This is a genomic window from Acinetobacter gerneri DSM 14967 = CIP 107464 = MTCC 9824 (assembly GCF_000368565.1).
In the GTDB taxonomy this organism is placed as follows: Bacteria; Pseudomonadota; Gammaproteobacteria; order Pseudomonadales; family Moraxellaceae; genus Acinetobacter; species Acinetobacter gerneri.
Map to the genome: position 1 here is coordinate 44,399 of NZ_KB849542.1, position 22,109 is coordinate 66,507.

Below are 22,109 nucleotides of genomic sequence, written 5' to 3' on the forward strand. Positions count from 1 at the left end.
CTTAGAATAAACCTGCTAGACCTGGTGGTAAACCCATGCCTGAGTTTGCAGATTTCATTTTTTCTTCAGAAATCACTTCTGCTTGACGTGCTGCATCATTCATCGCAGCGGCAATCAAGTCTTCGATCATATCTGGATCATCTTGTAAAAGTTCAGGATTGATCTCAATACGTTTTACAACATTGCGGCAAGTCATAGTCACTTTAACCAAACCACCACCTGCTTCTGCATGTACTTCGGTTTGAGCGAGCTCTTCTTTCGCCTTTTTGGCATTGTTTTCAACTTCTTTTTGCATGCGTTGAGCTTGCTGCATGAGCATATTAATGTTCATAGTTTCTCCGAACATACTTGGATTTGTTTAACGATCATAGCAAAATCTTGATCTTGTCTACGACAGTTAAACACACCCCATTTAAAAAATTAAATTAAATCTAAACCATGTGACAAGTCACGAATAATATCATCAGCGTCTTCAAGACCAACTGACAAACGAATGAGACCTTCACGAATCCCTGCTGCAGCTTTTGCTTCAGGAGAAAGTTTGCCATGTGTCGTAGTCGCTGGATGAGTAATGGTTGATTTTGCATCACCCAAATTACCTGTAATCGAAATAAACTGAGTATTGTCGATGACTGTCCAAGCCCCTTCACGCTCACCTTTTACTTCAAATGAAACGATGCCGCCAAAACCTAATTGTTGTTTCGCTGCAAGTTCATGACCAACATGATCCTTCAAACCAGCATAATAAACTTTTTCGACTTTATCATGCGCTTCAAGCCATTCTGCAATTTTTTGTGCACTAGCCGAATGCGCTTTCATACGTAAGCGTAAAGTTTCCAAGCCTTTCAAAAATACCCATGCATTGAATGGGCTCATCGAAGGACCTGTGGTACGAACATAACCAAAAACTTCTTCAAGTAATTTATGATTACCAACGACAGCACCACCAAGCGCACGACCTTGACCATCAAGATATTTAGTTGCTGAATATACCACTAAATCTGCACCAAATTTTAATGGTTGCTGCAACACAGGCGTACAGAAACTATTATCAATCGCAAGCAAAGCATCATTTGCATGAGCTAAATCGGCCAAAGCTTGAATATCAGCAATTTCAGCTAAAGGATTTGATGGTGATTCAACAAATAAAAGCTTGGTTTCTGGACATACAGCATTTTTCCATGCATCTAAATCTGTCAAATCTACAAAATCAACAGCAACATTGAATTTAGCAACATACTTTTCAAATAAAGATACAGTAGAACCAAATACAGCACGTGAACAAATCACATGATCACCAGCCTTAAGATAAGACATTGCCACAGCCATAATCGCTGCCATACCCGAACTTGTTGCAACAGCACGCTCACCACCTTCCAAAGCTGCTAAACGTTTCTCAAACATTGCAACGGTAGGATTGGTAAAACGAGAATAGATATTGCCCGGCTCTGCACCTGAAAATTTAGCAGCTGCTTCAGCAGCATTTTCATACACAAATGACGAGGTGAGGAAAATCGGCTCACCGTGTTCACCTTCAAAACTACGTGTATGACCTGTGCGGATCGCTAAGGTATCAAGTTGGTATTCAAGGTCTTCTTGTTGGCTCATCTTTAAAATCCAGTCTGAAACTGCCTTTGTACAAAATTGCCAACATTTTGAGCGTCTAATGTATTTAAGGTCAAGGTAAAATGTGAAAATATCGCATAGACTTCGTACAATCTTTTATGAATAAAGGTCGATCAGCGCACATGGATCAAGGATTAAGCAAATTTAAAAACCGTAAAATTAAACTAAAAAACCTATCTACTCGTATTTTTAATGGAAAATCGTTAGTTTTATCACAAACGACTCCTTATGAAATCGTGGCGCATTATCATAAATCGAATGTGCGTTATTATGCTGCGAAAAACCGTAAGCATTTAGAACCATTGGTTTTTGTTGCACCACTTGCGATTAACATGTCGATTTATGATCTATACCCTTATCGCTCATTGGTCAAACATTTTTCTGATAGTGGTTATGACGTTTATTTGGTCGATTGGGGCAAACTGACTTATGCCGATCAAGAATTGAATTTTTTAAATTTTATTGACGAAGCTTTACCTTTTTTTGTTGATAAAATACGTGAACATTCTCATAGCGATCAAATTTCACTGCATGGTTGGAGCATGGCAGGTATTTTTGCCTTACTTTATACCGCTTATCGCCAACCCAACTACGTCAAGAACCTGATTGTTTTGGGTAGCCCAATTGATAGTTATGCATCAGGTGGTTTGGGCAAATTGTATAAAAATTTACATGAATATATTCGCAATATTCCCAAACTTAAAAAAGTCATGTTTTATGGTCGCATTCCAAACCGTTTGATTCATACACCGGGGATTTTAAATGCCATTGGTTTTAAAATTTTAGATCCTAAAGGTTGGTATGAGGGGCATAAACAACTATTACTCAATCTTGATGATCAGCAAACACTGCATGAACACGCCACTTTAGGTAATTTTTTAAATCATATGATTGATTATCCAGGAGGAGTCAATCAGGACATGATCTTTAATGTATGGCTACAAAATCCGTTGAAAAATGGTGTAATAAAGCTCTATGGAAAAGAAATTTCCATTAAAAATATCGATTGTTCACTTTTTGTGGGTGCAGGCAAAAGTGACCAAATGGTATTAGCAGCGTCTGTAGAGCCGCTGACTCAAATTACCAAGAGTAAAGATGTGACTTATACATTGATACCGGGCGGACATCTTGGTTTGATGTCGAGTCAGAAATCTTCAGAACAATTTTGGCCAGTACTGACTCAATGGTTAGATGACCGATCCACCCCATATCCTGTAAAAAATTTAGATTTAAATGCGTCATAAGACAATCTAAAACACAATACTCAAACCCAAAGTCTGTCAAATAGGCTTTGGAGCTTTTATTCGCCCGCCAATTGAAAAAAGTAAAATTTTCAATAGCTCCAAAAACAAACGAAAAAGGTAAATTATGAAAAAAAGTTTGTTTTAATTCACAGTTTCATCATTTATACGCTGATTGAAAAAATATTTTTTAAATTGAAATTTACAAAATAGAAATCAATACTTCCAGATATATATCAAAGGATTAATATTGATTGACACAATAAAAATTATTTCAAAATGTTATATATTTACAAGTTTTGAATATTCTCGTCATTGAATATCCATAATTAAATCTTATATATTGCACTATGAACAACCCACTTTTTATGAAAGGAGTTCACATGAATAAGCTGAAAATTGGTGTTTTAGCCAGTGCAATGACGATGTTTGCAATGAGCAGCATCGCAGCAACACCCGAGCAAGAATGCCAAAAACTCAAAGATGATTACAATGTTATTTATGCATCTAAAGGTTTCTGTTTCAAAGATCCTGAAGCAAAAGCTAAATTTGGCAATGAAAATTGTTTTACATCTAAGCCAAAATTTTCAGAACGTGAACAACAAAGACTTGACGAAATCAAGGCTCGTCAGAAAGAATTGAACTGTAAATAATTCAATTCTAGGAGATTTAGACATGGCTTACGATGATCAAAACATTTTTGCAAGAATTCTTCGCGGAGAGCTCCCTGCAATCAAAGTGTATGAGGACGATAAAGTTCTTGCATTTATGGACATCATGCCGCAAGCCGAAGGACATACTTTAGTCATTCCCAAATCCCCTGCAGAAACTTTACTTGATTTAGATGCTGAAGATGCAGCTTATACTATTCAAATCGTACAAAAAATTGCGCGTGCCATTGAAAAAGGACTCGATGCAAAAGGGATCGTTTTAATGCAGCTCTCAGGTGCTTCTGCTGGACAAACCGTTCCACATGTACATTTTCACCTTATCCCCAGTTCAATTCATGAACTAGGTCGCCATGCTGCAACTATGGGTGATACAGATAAAATCCAAGCTCTGGCTGAAAAAATTAAAGCTGCATTATAATTTTATTTTTTCCAGTTTGTTTTTGTAATGAGGCTTCGGTCTCATTTTTTATTTAAATTGACTCACTTAGATGCATTTTTATTCTATTAGAATTATTTTCAAACGTCATTAAATTGTAACTTTTTGTTCACTTCAATGTCACAAAGTTTGCAGATACTGCTTAGCAAGTTGGTGAGTATCTGTAAAATTTTGTATAACGTGCTCGCCAAAACGAAAGCAAACAAGGCTTAGACCATTTTGACTGTTTTGGAGAATTCTCAATGAAAAAAGTGCTACTCGCTGCAGCAGTTGCATCATTAGGCTTAAGCGCAGCGCATGCAGCGCCTACATTGTACGGTAAGCTTAATGTTTCTTTAAACCAAGTAGATAATAATGACTGGAAAGGCAACGACCAAACACAATTAAATTCGAATGCTTCACGTATCGGGGTTAAGGGCGAAGAAAAACTCACTGACAGTGTTGGTGTGATCTATCAAGCTGAATGGGCAATTTCCACTGACGGTTCAGGTTCAGACACAGATTTAAGTGCACGTAACCGTTTCCTAGGTTTAAAATTTAAAGATATTGGTAGTGTAAAAGCAGGTCAATATGATTCATATTTCAAGACTTCTGCTGGTCGTTACCAAGACATTTTCAACGATGATACAAACCTAGATATCACTAAAACAATGTATGGTGAAGAACGTTTGAAAAACGTTGTAGGTTTTGAAACTGATAAAAACCTGTTGATTCCTGGTTTAGTGTTTAGCGTTATGGCGCAAATGGGCGAAAACGATTCATCAAATTATTCAACAAAAAAACGTGATAGTTTCGGTAGTGGCGTATCAACATCTTTAGCATATGACAACAAAGATTTAGGACTTGCAGCGGCTGTTGCAGGTAACTTTGGCGTGCAAGGTGCATATAACGCACTGAGCTTAAAAGGCATTGAATCTGATGCAGTTCGTGTAACAGGTTCTTATGACTTTACTAAAGTTGGTCTAGCTGGTCTTGTGCTTGGTGCACTTTATCAACATGCAGAACCATCAGATGCTCCATCAGCTGCATCTCTTGCCGGAGCAGTAGACAAAGATGGTAAAACTCTTGGTTTAGACAAACGTGTTGGTCAAAATCTTGAAGAAAATGCATGGCTAATTCAAGCAACATATAACATCTTAAACACACCTTGGACTGTAAAAGGTCAATATCAATCTGCAAAAACAGAATGGGATGGTGGCGATCGTAAATTAGATCAATACGGTGTAGGCGTTGACTATAACTTCAATAAACAAACACGTTTTTACGGTGTACTTGCACAACAAAAACGTGATTGGCAAAGTAATGATGACAAGAAAACCGTTTATGGCTTAGGCATGGAATATAACTTCTAATTTCACATTAAAAGTTAATGATAAAAGGGCTAAATGCCCTTTTATTTTTTTGAGTAGCCCTTAAAACAATAAAAACCTCATTTGAGGTTTTTATTGTTAAAATTCACTTGAGATTTAAAACAATTATTTTAAAAATCCAGAAACCAGATTCATTACATTTTGGATATCTGAATTGGCTTCTTGATGATTAGTGGCATCACCATCTGGTGTCAAAGAATCAATGATTTGTGGTAACACAGAAGAAATTGCACCATATACCTGATCTGTCGGTACATTGGCTTGCTGAGCAACTTGTTCAACTTCTTGAGTATTGAAAAGACTTTGAATCTGGCTCGTTGCAGCCTCGGTATTGGATTGATTTGGATCAACCCAGCTTTGTACTTGACCACCAAGACCTGCGCCTTGAAGTTTTGCTAATGCACCTTGTAAACCACCATTTTGCTGGATCCAGCCTAAAACTAAAGGCACTACAGCGATCAATAATGATGAAGCATTAAAACCACTCGATTGAGGTGCCTGTTGTTGTCCCCCACCCAAACCGCCAAGAACAGAACCTAAAATCCCACCCAAACCGCCTTGTGACTGTTGTTGTCCACCTGCAACTTGCCCGAGTACTGACCCCAATATACCGCCTAAACCACCTTGTCCCGATTGTTGTTGACCACCAAGCGCTTGCTGAGCCAAGATTTCCACAATATTACTTAGATTTGTCATGATTATTCCTTAATAAGTATAATGACTCAGCTCTAGAATACTGTGAAAATTACAATAATCAAAAAGCAATTTGTATATTTTTTTAACAGAATTCTACCGCTTTTTAAATACTTACAAATAATGGCTTACCAACGGAACTTGTTCCAGTTTTCAGGATTTGCCCAGAACTTTGAGTTAAACCAATCTGGTACATGTTTATAGGTCAAAATATTGAATTGCCAAAGTGCAAAATCACGATCATGCGTTTGTTTATCTATAAGTTGAGTAAAACCTAAGGCGCGCATTAAATGTTCATCTTTCAATTTACACACCACGACAATGCGTTTTGCCATCAAATCACGTAATTTAACTAAAAGCTGAGATTGAACAATTTCTGAAATATTTTCCATCTCTGGTGTATCTAATAATACAAATCCCAAATCATATCGCATATTGAATGGCAGATTTATAAACTCATTTACGTTAAAATAGTGCCATTGAATTGAGTGATTTGTATTGTATTGTGTCAAATCTTGACCGATACATACAGCAGTTGATATAGGCTGCTCTTTAGATAAATCGTCTAGCATAGAAGTGATGACATTTAACTCAGCCATAACTGCACCTTTATATTGAGTGAGTAATTAAACATGGAACTTCAAGGCATTTGCCATAAAATGCATGCAGGTTTGAAAGACCTTAGTGTAACTGATCAACAAACTCACAAGGCAAATGTAGAGTATAAATTTATTTTAGATCGTTTAGAAATTGACCTTCCATTCAATTTAGGTCAGGAAATTGAGCTTGAAGCGACGGGAAATATCTACTGCATTTCATGTGGTAGCAAAACACCTAAATCCTATTCTCAAGGACATTGTTTTAAGTGTTTTAAAACCAAAGCTTCATGTGATATGTGTATTATGAAACCTGAAACATGCCATTACCATCTTGGAACATGCCGTGAAGATGATTTTGCTCACGAAGTTTGTTTTCAACCACATATCGTATATTTGGCAAATTCTAGTGCGCTCAAAGTTGGGATTACTCGAATTGGTCAAATGCCAACACGCTGGCTAGATCAAGGAGCGACTCAAGCATTACCGATCATGAAAGTCGGTTCACGTCGTCTATCTGGACAACTCGAAATCATGTTTGGTACACAGGTTGCTGACAAAACTGATTGGCGTAAGCTTTTAAAAGGTGAAGCAGATCCAGTCAATCTCGTTGAAATCCGCAATGAATTGGTTGAAGAATTTGCACCTAAAATTCAGACGATTCGAGATGAATTTGCTCAAAATCTAGAATTTAATGAAACAGTTGAATATCTTGAGGATGAGTTACCACGCGAATTTATCTACCCAGTTGATATCTATCCTGAGAAAATCAAATCTCACAATTTAGATAAAACACCGGTTATTCGTGGGAAATTGCAAGGTATCAAAGGACAATATCTTCTCTTAGATACTGGTGTAATTAATATTCGCAAATATACAGGTTATGAATTAAAAGTCCGAGCTGAATAAACTGTAACCTAAAGCTATAATATTTTAAAATATTATAGCTTTTAATTTTATTCATATTTATCATCCACACACTTTATAATTTTTCCTGTACTTTATTCCCTTTAAAGTAATACGTAATATTATAATTTTTATCTATTGAGACATTTTTTTGAGCCGAAATATATTTTTCTTTAACCACACCAAATTTATCTATTGTATAAATAACTAGTTGCACACCTTCATTTTCATTTGCTAAAAAAGGTAAAATAATAATCTCACTCCCCTTTTCAGTTTCTTTCAAAACTACTCCATCACCAAAAGATGGTGAGATAAAAGAATAATATTTTATTAGTTTACTCGATTTTATTAAATTTACTTTCTGACAACTATCTTTATTTCCACTCTCAAGACATTGCAAATGATCATTGGAATTATATGGTAATGCTGTAATTTCAAGATTATAATAATTAAACTCTTTAGCATCATTTTTTCCAGTGTTCAAATACTCCAATCGTGATAAATATTCACGTTGATAGCACTTTTCTTTGATTAAGCCAACTCCCTCTCCTAAAGCATAACTTGTACTCCATTCACACTTTTTTTGAACATCTGAACTCCATTTTTTAAAATCACTGGTTTTGTTATTATTCTTATTTTTCAATTGTATTAATATTTTTTTATTCTCACTTTCAGTACATTTCAAATTTCGGTAGACATTATTAAAGTCACAGTTAGCTAGAGATTTGGTTATATACAACAAAGTAGATAATAAAATAAATATTCTTAATAGAATTTTCATATTAAATTCCTATAAAATTATCAGGTAAAATTATTTTAAAAGGTTTTGGTATTTTGTTTTTTAACTCAGAAACAGTAGCATACGCATGCATAGATTGCCTTGTAGCTGAATAAAAATTACTCCCTTTACTCTCCACGTATTTTATAACTTTTGCCAATAGAAATTTCAGTAATATGACTTCCTTCTCTACCATATACCATATCACCATTAGTAATAATCACCCATTTCCGTTTACCTATAGGTGTAAATATAAAGCTTTTATCTTTTTCACCGTCCCCATCCATATCACCATTGACTGTTAACATATAATTTAAAGGCATGTCAGGATCATGACCAAAAATATTAACAATTTTAAAGACTACTTTCTCCGAATTACATTTTTTATAAAATGTAATCTGTTTTTTCTGTGTATCAATAAAAATTAAAGCTTGATCTTTATAACAACTTGGATCTACATCTATGGGATATAAAATTTTATTTTTTAAAGACTCTACATCATAATAATTTTTTTTCAGTTCTGACAAACCTTTTTTTAAATAACTATTGATGCACTGACTATCATTTCTCTTACAATTTAACAAAATTTCTTTCTTTAAATTCATATTATCCATTGACATAATTTTTAAAGAATTTTCTTGATTTGAGTATGTGAAATTTAGGGTCTGTTGACATTTGTTGCCTAAAAAAATAGCGAGATAGTAAAATTAAATCGCCAAACCCAATTTTACCCCCGCTATGCCTCGTACAATGCTGAATGATCAACACTGGTCTAAGTTACTTTCTATTTTCCGTCACTTTAATATTTATCTCAAACTAAATTTAAGAAATTTTATCGAAGCTATTCTATTTCGTATCAGAACAGGTTGTCCTTGGAGAGATTTACCTCAAGAATTTGGTAAGCCAAACTCTATCTTTAAGAAATACAATCGTTGGTCTAAAAATGATAAGTTTATGAATATTTTTAAATTATTTAGTAAACATGCTGATAAAGAATGGATATTTATTGATGGTAGCCACGTACGGGCACACCAGCATTCTTCAGGTATTAATAATCAAGATATTTCCAAAAGTATCGGTGGTAATAGTTCAAAAATACATTTAGCAGTTGATTCTAATGGTAATCCCATTGAGTTTATTATTTCAGATGGAACTTCCCATGATATTAAGATAGCCCCTGATCTGGTATCAAAATTAGATTTAACTGAATCAGAAATATTATGTGCTGATAAAGGTTATGACTCAGACAACTTCAGGACTCAAATTGAGCAAACAAAAACTAAGTCAAATATTCCTAGAAAATCAAACACTAAGTCTAACAATGATCATATGGATTGGCATATCTATAAAATCAGGCACTTAGTTGAGAATTCATTCTGTAGGTTAAAACAATTTAGAGGAATTTCAACTCGATATGACAAGCTAAAGCGTAATTATCAAAGTGCTGTCGCTCTTGCTTGTATATTTATTTGGTTACCATTGTAGGTTAAGTTCCATACTGCAAATGTCAACACACCCTAAAATCATTTCTTTATAAGCATCATCATACAACTTTCTTTCATTGGAAGGGAAGTTATATCCAGATTGTAATAATGCATCATTATTTAAGGAAAGCTCACTTGCATAAACCTTTTTTAAAGCCATAAGCTCTTTTTTATAAGCTGAATTTACGCAATAAGAATCATAATTAATACAATTAGTAGCTATTTCATTTACAGTACGTTGCCGTGAATTATTAATTTCTTTTACTTTTTCATACTTATTTTTATTTACAAAATTCACAACCAATTCGTCAAAATATTGCTTATATAAAAATGAATTTTTATACTGTTCACTCTCAGCAAATGAAGTATTTATTATGAATAAACCAAATAAAAATATGATAGCTTTTTTCACTCAACCCTCTCATGAATTTTTAAAATAAGATAATATTAGTAATCTAAAAATCACTACATTTTAATTTTTCTTCAATTAAATTTTTATCAGTTGTATAATTCATAGAAAAATTCAAATTGATCAAATCTTCTTTTCTAAATACAGTAGGAATAATGGTAATACCCCCATTTTTAATTGAATTAATGGGTAGAAAATCTAAAGCCTTGTTATTGTTTAAAAATAGGTGGACAACCATTTACTGACATATGAGGTCGTTCATGATTATAAAAGTACTGCCAGTCAGTTGTATAGTCCTGCACCTCGCTCAGATCTCGAAATAAATATTGATTTAGACACTCATAACGTACTGTACGATTAAATCGCTCAACATATGCATTTTGCTGTGGATTGCCTGGTTGAGTAAATACATGCTCAATACCATGCTGATCACACCACTTTTCCATCAGCTCACTTATATACTCTGGGCCATTGTCGGTTCTAATGCGTTTAGGTTTACCTCGCCATTCAATGAGCTGATCAAGTCCTCTCAGCACACGTTCTGCTGGCAACGAAAAGTCAATCAATATATCCAATGACTCGCGATTATAGTCATCAATCACGTTGTGAACTCGATAACTACGTCCATCACTGAGTTGATCATACATAAAGTCCATTGACCATGATTCATTCTTAGCTGTCGGTACTGCAAGGGTTTCAGGCTGTTCTCGTTTAATCCGCTTATTAGGCTTGATTCTTAAATTAAGCTCAAGCTCCTTATAAATGCGATAGACACGTTTGTGGTTCCATTTGTATTTTTTAACATTACGCAAATACAGGAAACAAAGCTTGAAGCCCCATGTTTTATGATCATTGGTTAATTGAATCAACCATTCGGCAATCTGTTGATTCTCTTCATCTAAACGAGCTTTATAGCGATAACACGTTTGACTGACTTTAAAAATTAAGCAGGCCATGCTGATTGAAATCTTAAATTGCTCAGTAGCTTGCTGAGCAAGTGACTTTCGCTGAACAGGCCTTAAAACTTTTTTAAAAGTGCATCTTGCAAGATGTCTGACTTTAGCCGCTCATCAGCATACATGCGTTTTAAACGGGCATTTTCAGCCTCAAGTTCTTTAAGCCGCGTCATCATTGAAAGATCCATGCCGCCATATTTGGACTTCCACTTGTAGAATGTAGCAGAGCTCATACCATGTTCGCGGCACAAGTTCGGTATGGGTGTTCCTGCTTCAGCTTGCTTCAAGATACTCATGATCAAGCTGTCTGAATACTTAGATGTTTTCATAGAAAATCTCCTTAAATCAAGGTTATTCGATTTTCTACTTTTAAACTCAATTATTTTTAGGGAGGATTACCTAATATTCCAAACATCCTTTCCATTTGTTACAAATGATAAGTTAAATTCTGGAATACCATTATTATTAGTATCAATCTTGTATTCTACTGAATATTCTCTAAAAATTTTACCTACAATCTTATAAATTATAGGGTCTTGAAGCCCCTTATCACAGGCTTGATATATATAAATTTTATCTTTTATGATTTTTAGTGTACTTTCACTACACCAGCAACCGCCAACATCCAGTTTTTTTTGAATTCCAGTTACATAACTAAATGGCTTTATTAAGTTGTTCTCTGTTTTATCAAAACCCATATAGTCACTCTTTAAGCTTAATGTTTTTTTATTATTAGCAATGCTTAAACACATATAGCCTTCAAGTGTATTTACTTTATCTTTGAACCCACATTGTAAATTTCTTCTTTTCAGCCAATCTCTTTGACTTTTTACCAAATAATCCAATTCAACTTTATTCTCTTTGATATAATTCCTTATATCAGAATACATCCCATTTAGATCCCTTTCGCTCTTTTCATATTTGCTCTTTTCTTCTAAAATATTATTTTTAGCCTGTATTTGGTTTGAATACGCAACAAGATTTAAAATAAATAAAAAATTAAAAGCTTTAGATTTAATGTTTTGCATAGCAACCATCCACACATATCTGCATTTTCATAGATTACATTTCCTCTTTTATTTATCACTATTAATTTTTAAAGTATTCTATTAAATTTTATATCCTGTATACTCAATAATTCCAGATAAATCATTAAAAATCTTAACTTATTCAACAATTTTTTTATTGATATAAAACTAATTATCTAGTTTACAATTCTTTTTAACGTAGCTATTTTCATAATCTATCAGTCTTTCATTCATATTAAATAGGCTCAAACATGTTGGATGTTCTATTTTTTTTACAATTTTTTCATTTTTATAAATGTATTCATTATCACATATGATTTCACAACCTTCTATTCTGCTTAATTTTTTTTGAACTCTAAAAATACGTCCACCTTTATACTCATAATATTTTACAATTTGATGATAGTCATTATAAGAGGTATCATTCAATGGATTTATATATTTCGCCTCATATTTCCCAATTATACGATTATCTTTTTTTAATCTAGTTTCAGCTATTGAAATAAAATTATTATTTACAAATCGAAAACTTGTATAATCTTCATCCCCTACTATTTTTTCAAATCTTTTATATGTTTCTATCATATAGAAATTTTTTGGAATTTCTTGTGAAAAACCATATTGTGAAATCAATAAAAAAATTAAAAATATTTTAATTTTCATTAATATGCTCCTTCACTGTCCTATAAATATCACTTATTAGAGTCTTACTTTCATTAATTAAAATTTTTACATTCCTCGGTGTAGTCATAAAGCCAAACTCTATTAAAATTTTATATTTTGCGTTATTTTTCAAAACTGTTAAATCGCTCCTTTTTGAAGTTAAAGCTTTTATTTTACAGTAATTTTTTACTATTTTTTCTGCTAATTTTTTTCCATTCTCATCTTTATAACACATCACAGCATAATTATTTATTAAGTTTTCAACGCCATCGCAATGCAAAGAAATAAAATAGTCAGCTTTAGCCTCATTTGCTATTGTATTTCTATAGCTTAACGGTGCTTTAGATTTTATTTTCAATGACTTGCATATAGCAATATTTGGTATGTTTTCATAAGAAATATTTCCTTTTGTATCTCTTGTCAGATAAACTATATGCCCATCTTTTTCTAACAGTTGTTTTAATTCTATAGCTCTTTCATATACATATTCTGCTTCTGTTGGACTTTTAGGGTCTTTTGTTTCAATATACTTAAAATACTGGTGTGCATTATTTATTATCTCATCTGTTAAATCTTTCCAAGAATAATTTTTTCCTATTTCTAATTTTGTATTTTTTATTTCCTTCTCAAGTTTTAACAATCTAATTTGTGTGCCAACATTTGCACTAACTTTGCTATCACCTCGTATCCCATGTCCTGGATCTATTACTATAATTTTCTTTTGTTTCTTTTCTATCGATTCACCCTTTACTTCAGCTATAGGGCTTTTCTCTTGATTACTTGAGCTTTTCTGTTCAACTTTTGGTTTAGCAGATGTCGAATCTATAGATTTTGTTTGGCCGCTATTTGTATTGATACTTGCTGAATTTGCACTTCTTACATAAACATTAAGTTTGTCACCGATACGAATAATATCTGTACTAAGCATATTTAAACTTTTAATTTCATTTACTGAGTTATTTGTAGTACGAGCAATTGAACTCAGCGTATCACCATTTTGTACAATAATAATTTTTGTACTAGTATTTGTTAATGACGTCGAAGACGATTTTTTTTCGTTATTCTGTATTTGGGCTTCATCAGTTGTACTTTTCTGTAGTGGATATTTTAACTTTTGCCCAATATAAATTTTACTTGGATCATCAATGTTATTCAACGACATAAGTACGTTTACAGTTGTATGATATTGCTCAGCTATTCCTCTCAATGTTTCTTTGGGTTTAACTTTATGATAATTACGCGAGTAATCACCTTTTGATACATTTTTTTCACTCAGCTTGACTCCCTCAATCATCACTTTCGGGCTATGTACAACTAAATTTTGACTTTCCCCTTTCAGTGTAAATTTCACCTTAGACTCATACGTACTTGATATATCATCATAGACACGAACATCAATAATCCCTCCTTCCGGTCTTTTAATTAATACAGTTTCCCCATTTTCTTTAGTTTTATTTTCAGAAATACATCGTCCAGACAACCAAAGTTGATGTTTTAATCCCTTTATAGGTTGTCCAATAGCATCTAGAAATTTAATTTTAGCTATAGTATCCACTATTCTCCTCCTACAATTTCATCATTTTCTATAGACCAATATTCACTTGCACCTATCAAAATGTCATATTCTTGATTCTCTTCTTTCTCTATTCTTTCTGTTCTTCCATATTCATCTAAATACCCTTGTATATAGCTATTCTCTTGTTTATTTATTATTTTGTATTTTACGTTTGAGAAATTATGCGTATAAAACAATTCATAAAAATCCCATCTATTGCTAAACTGACCCATCATAGGCAAATTAGGTAACTCTGCATTCACACTCTGTGGACCACTAAACAGATGTTGACCTGATTTCACTTCAAATAGCGCATTTGTATAATGATGGATCCCTTGCTTATTGATCACTATATTTGAGCCACCAGCTTTAAGATTTATCTCTACAGCACTTGTAATTTCAATCTTACCTTCAGTCGAAATGACTTGTATTCCCATGCGCGCAATCAACTTCATCAATGCATTTTGTGCTTGTATTTCTACATTTTGATTTGCAGCAACTACACTAATCCCATTCACCGCAAATGCACTATATTTACCTTGAGCATGCATCACGATATTTTTTTGCGAACTGATGTTCGTCGAACCACCTGAACTGAGTCCGATTTCTTGCCCAGCATGACTTAAAATATCTTCTGGTGTCGTCATTGCTATGCCATTTGGTGAAGCAAATAACATCAAAGCCTGTCTAAACAGCTTCCCATTACTTTCGCTATCGCTTGATGCTTGTTTATCTTGGCTCTTATTTTGCATAAAGCCTTGAAAACTATTCAATAAGCCTGATAGTTGCCCACTACCTCCTCCCATTGCCCCACATACACTGGTCAAATCAAAATCATCCAAACTTATCTTTGAAATAGTAGATGCAACATTTGTTAAAGCTGAAAATGGATCATTCTTAATTTCATTTTTGATATTTTTTAGTTCATTTTTTATAAAATCTGTTCCAAAATCTTCTACATTTTCGATAAAACCTTTGAGATTATCGACAGCACCTTTGGCATCTTGGAAGAATCCATTAAATTCATCCACGATTCCTGCTATACCACCACCTCCTATTTGCCCAATATCTTGAATAAATCCTGCACAGTCTTTTAGCGCATTGAGTGGATCATTAGCTATGCCTTCTTTAAATAGATTTAATGTGGTTTGCAATGCTTGTGTAACGCTTTTAATTTCAAGTGATTGGATCAGTTTTGGTAATCGGTTAATTACATTTAATGCATCTGTCTGTTGTTTAACTGCAATTTCACTTAGCATTTTCATGCTTTCATGTGCTTGATTTAATAAACTTTGTGCTTGAACTGCATCAAGATGTTCTGCGATCGCCTGTTCTTGTGCATATGTGGTGAGTAGCATGCCTTTTCCAGCCCGAACAGCTCCATAAGCATCTGTTCGTAGCTCAAAGCCTTCGCCACGTCCTTTACTCGTTTCAGACTCTTTGGGGTGACTTAAATTGCCCAAATTGAGTTGCGTAGCGGCGTGGCTACTTTGAAGCTGTGCACTAATTTGTCCTGTACTATCATCAAAACGTAATTGGTTAAATCCTTCACCATCTACTTCTCGGCTACGGATACCGCTAATTTTTTTAGTTGCAGGGACTTCGCCTTTTTTATCGAAATTGGTCTGATGATGCTGTGACTCATAAATACTGCCCGCGACAAATGGTCGATCAATATCGCCTTCAAAGAAATTGATGCACACTTCATCACCAACACGTGGGTGAAATCTTGTGCCTTCGCCCTCTGAACCAGCCCAAAGTGTGAGGACAGGTAACCAAAATGAATCTTGGTCACTGTCATTCGCACCATGTCCGCTGGCATGTTGGTGATCAGCACTTCGTGTAAATAAAAATCTAACTTTTACATCACCATAAGCATTGACGTGAATTTGCTCACCACTCGGACCTACAACTTTGCCTCGCATTGGATAAACTTGTGGTCGATGCTTTAATGGATCATATGCTGGAACGATGATCGTATTTCTTCTGACTAAACTTAATTCAGCACCATGCATTTCATCTGAATTAATTTTTAAATATTGCCAATGACTGAGATCGATCAAAGTATCAATTTGATTTTTTAAATCTTTAGGTAAATTATTTTGATGATAGAATTTTTTCCCTAAAATCAGCATTTGCCGATCAGAGCTTTCATGAGAATTCAGTTCAAAATGCCCAACTAATTCAAAGCAATAACCTACATCTGCATCTCGGACACTGCTTTTCGAGATAAATTTCTTTGCTTGTAGATCCTGATATTGAATAAGTTGCTGATTTAATTTACTCAACTGAGCACTACTAGACGTGGTTAATTGCTCATTACTACTATCAATCCAAGCAGGCGCAAGATTCCAAACTTGTTCTAAATCTAAACTATCGCTATCAAAATTTTCACTATGTTTATGTTTGGTCAGTACACTATTTTCCTGATCCTGATAGAAACCATCTGGAACCCAGCGTTGGCTTTGGATACGATTACTTTGAATTTGCCGTTCTGCGCTCAAGCTCGTGATCGTATCAAATCGTTCTGTCGCATCACTTCGGCTATGAAAACGTATAATTTTACGTGATAAGCTTGAAAAATGACTATTGTGATCAATCAAACTTAACTTTTGCGCTTGTATATCTTGGGCAGGATTGGCAACTTTTAGATCTGTTTCACTGATCAGCCAATTGATACCTTCAGAACGCCACAATCGCGTTAAAAACTGGTAAATGCTCTCGTTATACATCATCACAAAAGGACGTGTATCGTATTGTTTTTCAATGCCTGAAAGATCTAATTTCAATGCTGCTTTTAGTAAAGAGCTTTTATTTAAAGCTTCTTCTATCAAAATTTTAGTGATGCCAATAACATCAATATTGCGGAATACTCGACTATTTTGTGTGAGTTTTAGCAGTGAAAATGCATCTTGTAATACCAATTTATAAACACAAATCGCCCCATCTGTCGCACCTTGCGTAACCTTACTGACAATTCCTGTAAATCTCGATAACTCACCTAAATCCGTCACAATATCGACAGCGACTTGGCAACCTGAAAATGTTTTTAAAGGAATTTGTGCATTTAAAGACAAACATAAAAGCTCATATTGCGGTTCATCATTGATAAAATGCACCCCACTGACACTTTGCACCACGATTTGACTGTTTAAAATTTCATTGGAAAATTTGGCATAGATCGCTCGATTACGTGTATTAAGCCCCATTTTCTCTGCTAAATAGTTAATTTTATCTATCATTATTTGATGTTCTTAAGTTTTATTTAGCCGATCTTATAATTTTAAACACGATATTACATTATCATTTCATGAATTTTAATTTATCATTTTCAATAACTTAGTTTATTTTTATTATTGTCTTTTAATAGGATGCAAACATAGCGCTTGGGTTTTTCATTCTATTTATAAAAAATGCCATCAAAATTTTGATGGCATTTTTTTGAAGCTGATAAAGAGTCAATTAGGTTTCGTTAGGACTAGACTATGCTTAGGCTATTTTATAAAAGCGCTAAAATCGCCTGTACGGGATCTTCGCTATTGCCTGCAAGCAACTTTTTGTGCATTGTCAAAAGTTGCATCACCTGTATTTGCCCTGTTTCAATGTTCATTAGTTTTTCGATATCGTTGGCTAAATTTTCAGGTGTCGCATCCGACTGAATCAATTCCGAAATCACTTTCTTACCAGCAATGATATTAGGCAGTGAATAATAAGGAATTTTCACCAATAACTTGGCAATAATATAAGTGAGCCAATTTAATTTATAGAATGTCACCATAGGTCTATGCAATAGCATAGCTTCTAATGTCGCTGTACCAGATGCAAGCGCGACAATATCGGATGCATTCATGACCATGCGCCCGATCTTCGATTCATTATCTTGATTTTCTAATAATTTAATTTGCGCCCGCAAGCTTTCTGGATATTGTTCTAAAATCTTTTCAATCTGCTGTTTACGCGCATCATTGATTGCCGGTATTAGAAATTGGTACTCAGGGTGTTTCGCTTGGATCAATTGCGCTGCATCTAAAACTAGTGGTGCTAAACGTTCTACTTCACCACCCCGGCTACCCGGTAAAAGTGCAATAAATTTCTGATCTGGATCTAGACCAAGTGCTTCTTTTGCAGGACGGATCGGATTTTCCAAAGGTAATTGGCTAGCAAGCGGATGCCCGACAAATGCAGCATTTACGTTAAATTGGTGATAAAAAGCTTTTTCAAATGGAAATAAACAAAGTACTAAATCAATTGTCGCTCGAATCCCATGCACTCGACCTTGTCGCCACGCCCAAACGGATGGGCTGACATATTGCACAGTTTTGATCGCCAAATTTTTTTCTTTGATGCTTTTAGAAAGTCGTAAGTTGAAGTCTGGTGCATCTATCCCGATAAAAATATCGACTGGATCATTCGTCCATTTTTCGACTAAACCATCTCGTACAGCAAATAATTTTTTTAGATCTTTCAGGACTTCAACGATCCCCATAACCGATAAAATATCCATCGGATAATATGATTTAAAGCCTTCAGCGATCATCTGTGGACCGCCTATGCCTTCAAATTCGACATCGATGCCTTGCTCACGAAAACTTCGAATTAATTTTGCGCCTAAAGTATCTCCAGAAACTTCACCGACAACAATTCCGATTTTAAGTTTACGATTTTGCAAAGGTTTTTATCCTATTTTATAACTCAGGCTATAGTAGCATAGCTGATGTGCATTCACTAATGTGTCGTGTATTTATATGAATTTGATTATAAATATTCAGTTAATTTTTCTTAAAAAGAAATAAGGACTTCACTTCTGTTTTGATTGAATTAATTTTCATTTTAAAATTCAGATAATTAATCATCATTTTTTGTATTCATATTTTTAAAAGCTCATCTTTCTTTTGCATTTTTTTGCATAAGTTAATCATTAATCAAGACAACTACTTATATCAAAAAGTCATAAGATATGCCTGTTTTTTGATAACTGGCATACGTAATGGGCGATCCAATCCATCTAATTATAGCAGGCATGTTTGTCGGATTTTGTGTGGGCATCACAGGTGTGGGCGGCGGCTCCCTGATGACACCGATCCTGATTGGTCTATTTAAAATCGAACCTCATATCGCGATTGGGACAGATCTCATTTATGCAGCCATTTCAAAATTTTGTGGTTCATTGGTGCATGCCAAAAAGTTAAATATTGTTTGGCCGATTGTGATTTGGCTTGCAGTAGGGAGTATTCCTGCATCATTTGCGACCACGTGGGTTCTTGACCATTATCTCAGCCAATCTACAACCTATAAAACTGTCTTAACTTCAGTTTTAGGTTTTATGTTGACTTTGACCGGTATTTCCATTGTTTTTAGAAGTAAAATCGAAAAATTCTTCAATCGTAAACGTGATGAGCAAGTTCAAACTTTAGAACAAGAAAAACAGTCTGTTCAACATAAACGTGTTTATATCGTGATTATGGGAATTGTTTTAGGCGTATTCGTGACCTTATCCTCAGTTGGTGCTGGTGCATTTGGGGTTATGGCTTTGATCTTGATGTTTCCTAACTTACCTATGATCCGTATTATCGGTTCTGACGTGGTACATGCGGTCATGTTGACTTTGGTCGCAGGGCTTGGTCATATGAGTTCTGGTAATGTTGATTTTCATTTACTTGGCTGGTTGCTGCTTGGATCTATTCCTGCGATCATTATTGGTACGTTGATTAGTTCACGATTACCAGAAAAATTGATTCGTAAAATTCTAGGGATTACACTTTTTGCACTTGGAATTAACTTTATTATTCATCCAACAAAAAGTAAGCCTGTAGAAAAACCGCAGACAGTGATGATCGTTGAATCGGTCAAATCTACTCAGGTTTAAATGAAATTTATATTAATTCCGAATTTTTATATGATTTATTGATATTTTTACTAGTTTAGATTCAATTAATTCATGTTATATTCGGTTCACTTAAAAGTACTTTTGTATGATCTATACCCTGTGACGGCAATGAATACATTAAATTCTAATCCTATTAATCAAAATGATATTGATGATGTGAATGTTCAAAGCATTCAACCTCTTGTAACGCCAGCTGAACTTAAAGCTGAATTACCATTGAATGAAAAAGCATATCAAACTGTGCTTCATGGCCGCGAAACTGTCCGCAAAATTTTAGATGGTCAAGATAAACGACTATTTGTTGTGATTGGTCCATGCTCTATCCACGATACAACTGCAGCGCACGAATATGCAGATCGTTTAAAAGTATTGAGTGAAAAGGTTAAAGATACACTGTATATCATTATGCGTGTTTATTTTGAAAAGCCACGTACTACAGTGGGTTGGAAAGGTTTAATCAATGACCCTGATATGAATGACTCTTTCAATATTGAAAAAGGCTTACGTATCGGTCGTCAACTTTTACTTGAGTTGAATGAAAAAGGTTTGCCGTGTGCAACTGAAGCACTTGATCCAAACTCACCGCAGTATTATCAAGATTTGATTTCTTGGTCAGCTATTGGTGCTCGTACGACAGAAAGCCAAACTCACCGTGAAATGTCTTCAGGCCTATCTTCACCTGTTGGTTTTAAAAATGGTACAGATGGTGGCTTAACAGTTGCAACAAATGCGATGCAATCTGTAAAACATGGTCACAGCTTCTTAGGTCTAAATGACCAAGGTCAAGTTTCAATTATCCGTACTAAAGGTAATCCATACGCGCATGTTGTTTTACGTGGCGGTAATGGCAAACCAAATTATGATGCGGGTTCTGTACAAGATGCTGAAAATGCACTTGCAAAAGCAAAAGTTAGCAATAAAATTATGATTGATGCTAGCCATGCAAACTCAAATAAAGATCCGTACCTTCAACCACTTGTTTTGAAAAATATTACAGAACAAATCTTAGAAGGTAATAAATCTATTGTAGGCATCATGGTTGAAAGCCATCTCAAAGGCGGTCGTCAAGATATTCCTGAAAATCTCGACGATTTAGAGTATGGTAAATCGGTAACTGATGGTTGCATAGATTGGGAAACGACAGAAAAAGTGCTTTTAGAGATGAATGAAGCACTTAAAGATGCCCTTCCAAATCGTTAATTTGCTATAAACGCCATCATCATGATGGCGTTTTTTTTATGGGGTATTTAAATATGACCGAAATTGAAGATGAATTAAGCCAGATTTTAAATTTCCAATATATTCATCAGCACTTATTTACATCAGGCCAACCTACGATTGAACAATTTCAACGTATTAAAGAATATGGTGTAGATACAGTCATCAATCTTGCTTTAACAGATGCTTCAAACCATCTAGAGCATGAAGACCGTGTCTGTTTAGATTTGGGGCTTAATTACATTCAACTTCCAATCCTATGGGATACTCCTGCCGATGATCAATGTCTCTTTGTGCTTGATCTCATTCATCATTTAGCCCAAGAAAAAATGATTTGGGTACATTGTTCGAAAAACTATCGAGTCAGTAGTTTGATGTATTTATATAAACAATATTATCTAAATATCGATATGCCAACTGCGCACGAACAGTTACATCAAATATGGGAACCCAATGAAACTTGGACAGGTTTAATGCATGCTGTTGCTTTGCAATTACAAGGGCGTAAATCTACCCAAGAGCTTGAAGATTCTTTGCATCAAAATGCGCTTGAAGAATAAAATCTTTTTCAGGTGAAATATCTTCCAAATTC

22 protein-coding genes are annotated in these 22,109 nt (G+C 34.5%); 9 read left to right on the forward strand and 13 right to left on the reverse strand.

Translation table 11 applies throughout. The features are described 5' to 3' along the window. Window position 1: 1 nt before the first annotated feature. Both F960_RS05785 and F960_RS05790 read right to left on the reverse strand, forming a co-directional pair. A complete protein-coding gene (locus F960_RS05785) occupies window positions 2-331 on the reverse strand; it encodes a YbaB/EbfC family nucleoid-associated protein (protein ID WP_004860679.1) in 330 nt (109 codons plus the stop codon). A gap of 89 nt (window positions 332-420) precedes the next feature. After that, window positions 421-1,608: an O-succinylhomoserine sulfhydrylase gene (locus F960_RS05790; protein ID WP_004860682.1), complete on the reverse strand. Its 1,188-nt coding sequence runs from the start codon at window positions 1,606-1,608 to the stop codon at window positions 421-423. A gap of 140 nt (window positions 1,609-1,748) precedes the next feature. Here F960_RS05790 and F960_RS05795 point away from each other — a divergent pair, with 140 nt between their 5' ends. The 4 genes from F960_RS05795 (at window position 1,749) to F960_RS05810 (ending at window position 5,326) form a co-directional block, all read left to right on the forward strand. After that, window positions 1,749-2,870, forward strand: a complete 1,122-nt coding sequence (locus tag F960_RS05795) for an alpha/beta fold hydrolase (RefSeq protein WP_020846686.1) — start codon at window positions 1,749-1,751, stop codon at window positions 2,868-2,870. 380 nt (window positions 2,871-3,250) lie between these two features. Continuing rightward, window positions 3,251-3,520: a YARHG domain-containing protein gene (locus F960_RS05800; protein WP_004860687.1), complete on the forward strand. Its 270-nt coding sequence runs from the start codon at window positions 3,251-3,253 to the stop codon at window positions 3,518-3,520. A 22-nt stretch (window positions 3,521-3,542) separates the two neighbouring features. Beyond that, complete coding sequence (locus F960_RS05805) at window positions 3,543-3,956, forward strand: HIT family protein (RefSeq protein ID WP_004860690.1); 414 nt, start codon at window positions 3,543-3,545, stop codon at window positions 3,954-3,956. A 260-nt stretch (window positions 3,957-4,216) separates the two neighbouring features. Next, window positions 4,217-5,326, forward strand: coding sequence for a porin (locus F960_RS05810; RefSeq protein ID WP_004860692.1), 1,110 nt, complete (start codon window positions 4,217-4,219; stop codon window positions 5,324-5,326). A 123-nt stretch (window positions 5,327-5,449) separates the two neighbouring features. On the opposite strand, the gene F960_RS05815 is transcribed toward F960_RS05810, so the two are convergent. Together F960_RS05815 and F960_RS05820 are read right to left on the reverse strand one after the other, a co-directional pair. Beyond that, window positions 5,450-6,040, reverse strand: coding sequence for a YidB family protein (locus tag F960_RS05815; protein WP_004860694.1), 591 nt, complete (start codon window positions 6,038-6,040; stop codon window positions 5,450-5,452). 125 nt (window positions 6,041-6,165) lie between these two features. Then, window positions 6,166-6,636, reverse strand: a complete 471-nt coding sequence (locus tag F960_RS05820; protein WP_004860697.1) for a DUF6231 family protein — start codon at window positions 6,634-6,636, stop codon at window positions 6,166-6,168. 33 nt (window positions 6,637-6,669) lie between these two features. On the opposite strand from F960_RS05820, the gene F960_RS05825 reads away from it, so the two are divergent. Beyond that, the gene (locus F960_RS05825; RefSeq protein WP_004860700.1) at window positions 6,670-7,542 is read left to right on the forward strand and encodes a DUF2797 domain-containing protein; all 873 of its coding nucleotides are present in this window, start codon (window positions 6,670-6,672) and stop codon (window positions 7,540-7,542) included. A 73-nt stretch (window positions 7,543-7,615) separates the two neighbouring features. On the opposite strand, the gene F960_RS05830 is transcribed toward F960_RS05825, so the two are convergent. Together F960_RS05830 and F960_RS05835 are read right to left on the reverse strand one after the other, a co-directional pair. Further along, the gene (locus F960_RS05830; RefSeq protein WP_004860704.1) at window positions 7,616-8,320 is read right to left on the reverse strand and encodes a hypothetical protein; all 705 of its coding nucleotides are present in this window, start codon (window positions 8,318-8,320) and stop codon (window positions 7,616-7,618) included. A 125-nt stretch (window positions 8,321-8,445) separates the two neighbouring features. Further along, window positions 8,446-8,922 carry a hypothetical protein gene (locus tag F960_RS05835; RefSeq protein WP_020846685.1) on the reverse strand — a complete coding sequence of 159 codons (477 nt, stop codon included), beginning with the start codon at window positions 8,920-8,922 and terminating at the stop codon, window positions 8,446-8,448. A gap of 133 nt (window positions 8,923-9,055) precedes the next feature. Here F960_RS05835 and F960_RS05840 point away from each other — a divergent pair, with 133 nt between their 5' ends. Then, on the forward strand, window positions 9,056-9,802 hold the full coding sequence (locus F960_RS05840; protein ID WP_004855273.1) for an IS5 family transposase: 747 nt from the start codon (window positions 9,056-9,058) through the stop codon (window positions 9,800-9,802). On the opposite strand, the gene F960_RS05845 is transcribed toward F960_RS05840, so the two are convergent. From F960_RS05845 to lpxB, 7 genes are all read right to left on the reverse strand, one after another. Then, window positions 9,791-10,213, reverse strand: a complete 423-nt coding sequence (locus F960_RS05845) for a hypothetical protein (RefSeq protein ID WP_004860716.1) — start codon at window positions 10,211-10,213, stop codon at window positions 9,791-9,793. The genes F960_RS05840 and F960_RS05845 overlap by 12 nt on opposite strands. A 206-nt stretch (window positions 10,214-10,419) precedes the next feature. Beyond that, a protein-coding gene (locus F960_RS05855) for an IS3-like element ISAba20 family transposase (RefSeq protein ID WP_085945815.1) occupies window positions 10,420-11,495 on the reverse strand; the annotation gives its coding sequence in 2 pieces (ribosomal slippage) (window positions 10,420-11,243 and window positions 11,243-11,495; 1,077 coding nt in all). A 66-nt stretch (window positions 11,496-11,561) separates the two neighbouring features. Continuing rightward, on the reverse strand, window positions 11,562-12,194 hold the full coding sequence (locus F960_RS05865; RefSeq protein WP_004860723.1) for a lysozyme inhibitor LprI family protein: 633 nt from the start codon (window positions 12,192-12,194) through the stop codon (window positions 11,562-11,564). 168 nt (window positions 12,195-12,362) lie between these two features. Further along, on the reverse strand, window positions 12,363-12,857 hold the full coding sequence (locus F960_RS05870) for a hypothetical protein (RefSeq protein WP_004860726.1): 495 nt from the start codon (window positions 12,855-12,857) through the stop codon (window positions 12,363-12,365). Beyond that, window positions 12,847-14,412 (reverse strand): LysM peptidoglycan-binding domain-containing protein, encoded by a 1,566-nt coding sequence (locus F960_RS21455; RefSeq protein ID WP_004860730.1) that lies wholly within the window; start codon window positions 14,410-14,412, stop codon window positions 12,847-12,849. The genes F960_RS05870 and F960_RS21455 overlap by 11 nt, the downstream gene beginning before the upstream one ends. Continuing rightward, entirely contained in the window at window positions 14,412-17,654 is a 3,243-nt protein-coding gene (locus F960_RS05880) for a type VI secretion system Vgr family protein (protein ID WP_004860733.1), read from the reverse strand. The genes F960_RS21455 and F960_RS05880 overlap by 1 nt, the downstream gene beginning before the upstream one ends. A gap of 257 nt (window positions 17,655-17,911) precedes the next feature. Next, window positions 17,912-19,081: a lipid-A-disaccharide synthase gene (lpxB, locus tag F960_RS05885; RefSeq protein ID WP_004860736.1), complete on the reverse strand. Its 1,170-nt coding sequence runs from the start codon at window positions 19,079-19,081 to the stop codon at window positions 17,912-17,914. Between the two features lie 318 nt (window positions 19,082-19,399). Between lpxB and F960_RS05890 the strand changes: the two genes are divergently transcribed. From F960_RS05890 to F960_RS05900, 3 genes are all read left to right on the forward strand, one after another. Further along, on the forward strand, window positions 19,400-20,278 hold the full coding sequence (locus tag F960_RS05890; RefSeq protein ID WP_004860739.1) for a sulfite exporter TauE/SafE family protein: 879 nt from the start codon (window positions 19,400-19,402) through the stop codon (window positions 20,276-20,278). Between the two features lie 129 nt (window positions 20,279-20,407). Next, complete coding sequence (locus tag F960_RS05895; RefSeq protein WP_042073565.1) at window positions 20,408-21,499, forward strand: 3-deoxy-7-phosphoheptulonate synthase; 1,092 nt, start codon at window positions 20,408-20,410, stop codon at window positions 21,497-21,499. 53 nt (window positions 21,500-21,552) lie between these two features. Then, window positions 21,553-22,077 (forward strand): protein tyrosine phosphatase family protein, encoded by a 525-nt coding sequence (locus F960_RS05900; RefSeq protein WP_035373090.1) that lies wholly within the window; start codon window positions 21,553-21,555, stop codon window positions 22,075-22,077. The last annotated feature ends 32 nt before the right edge of the window (window positions 22,078-22,109 follow it).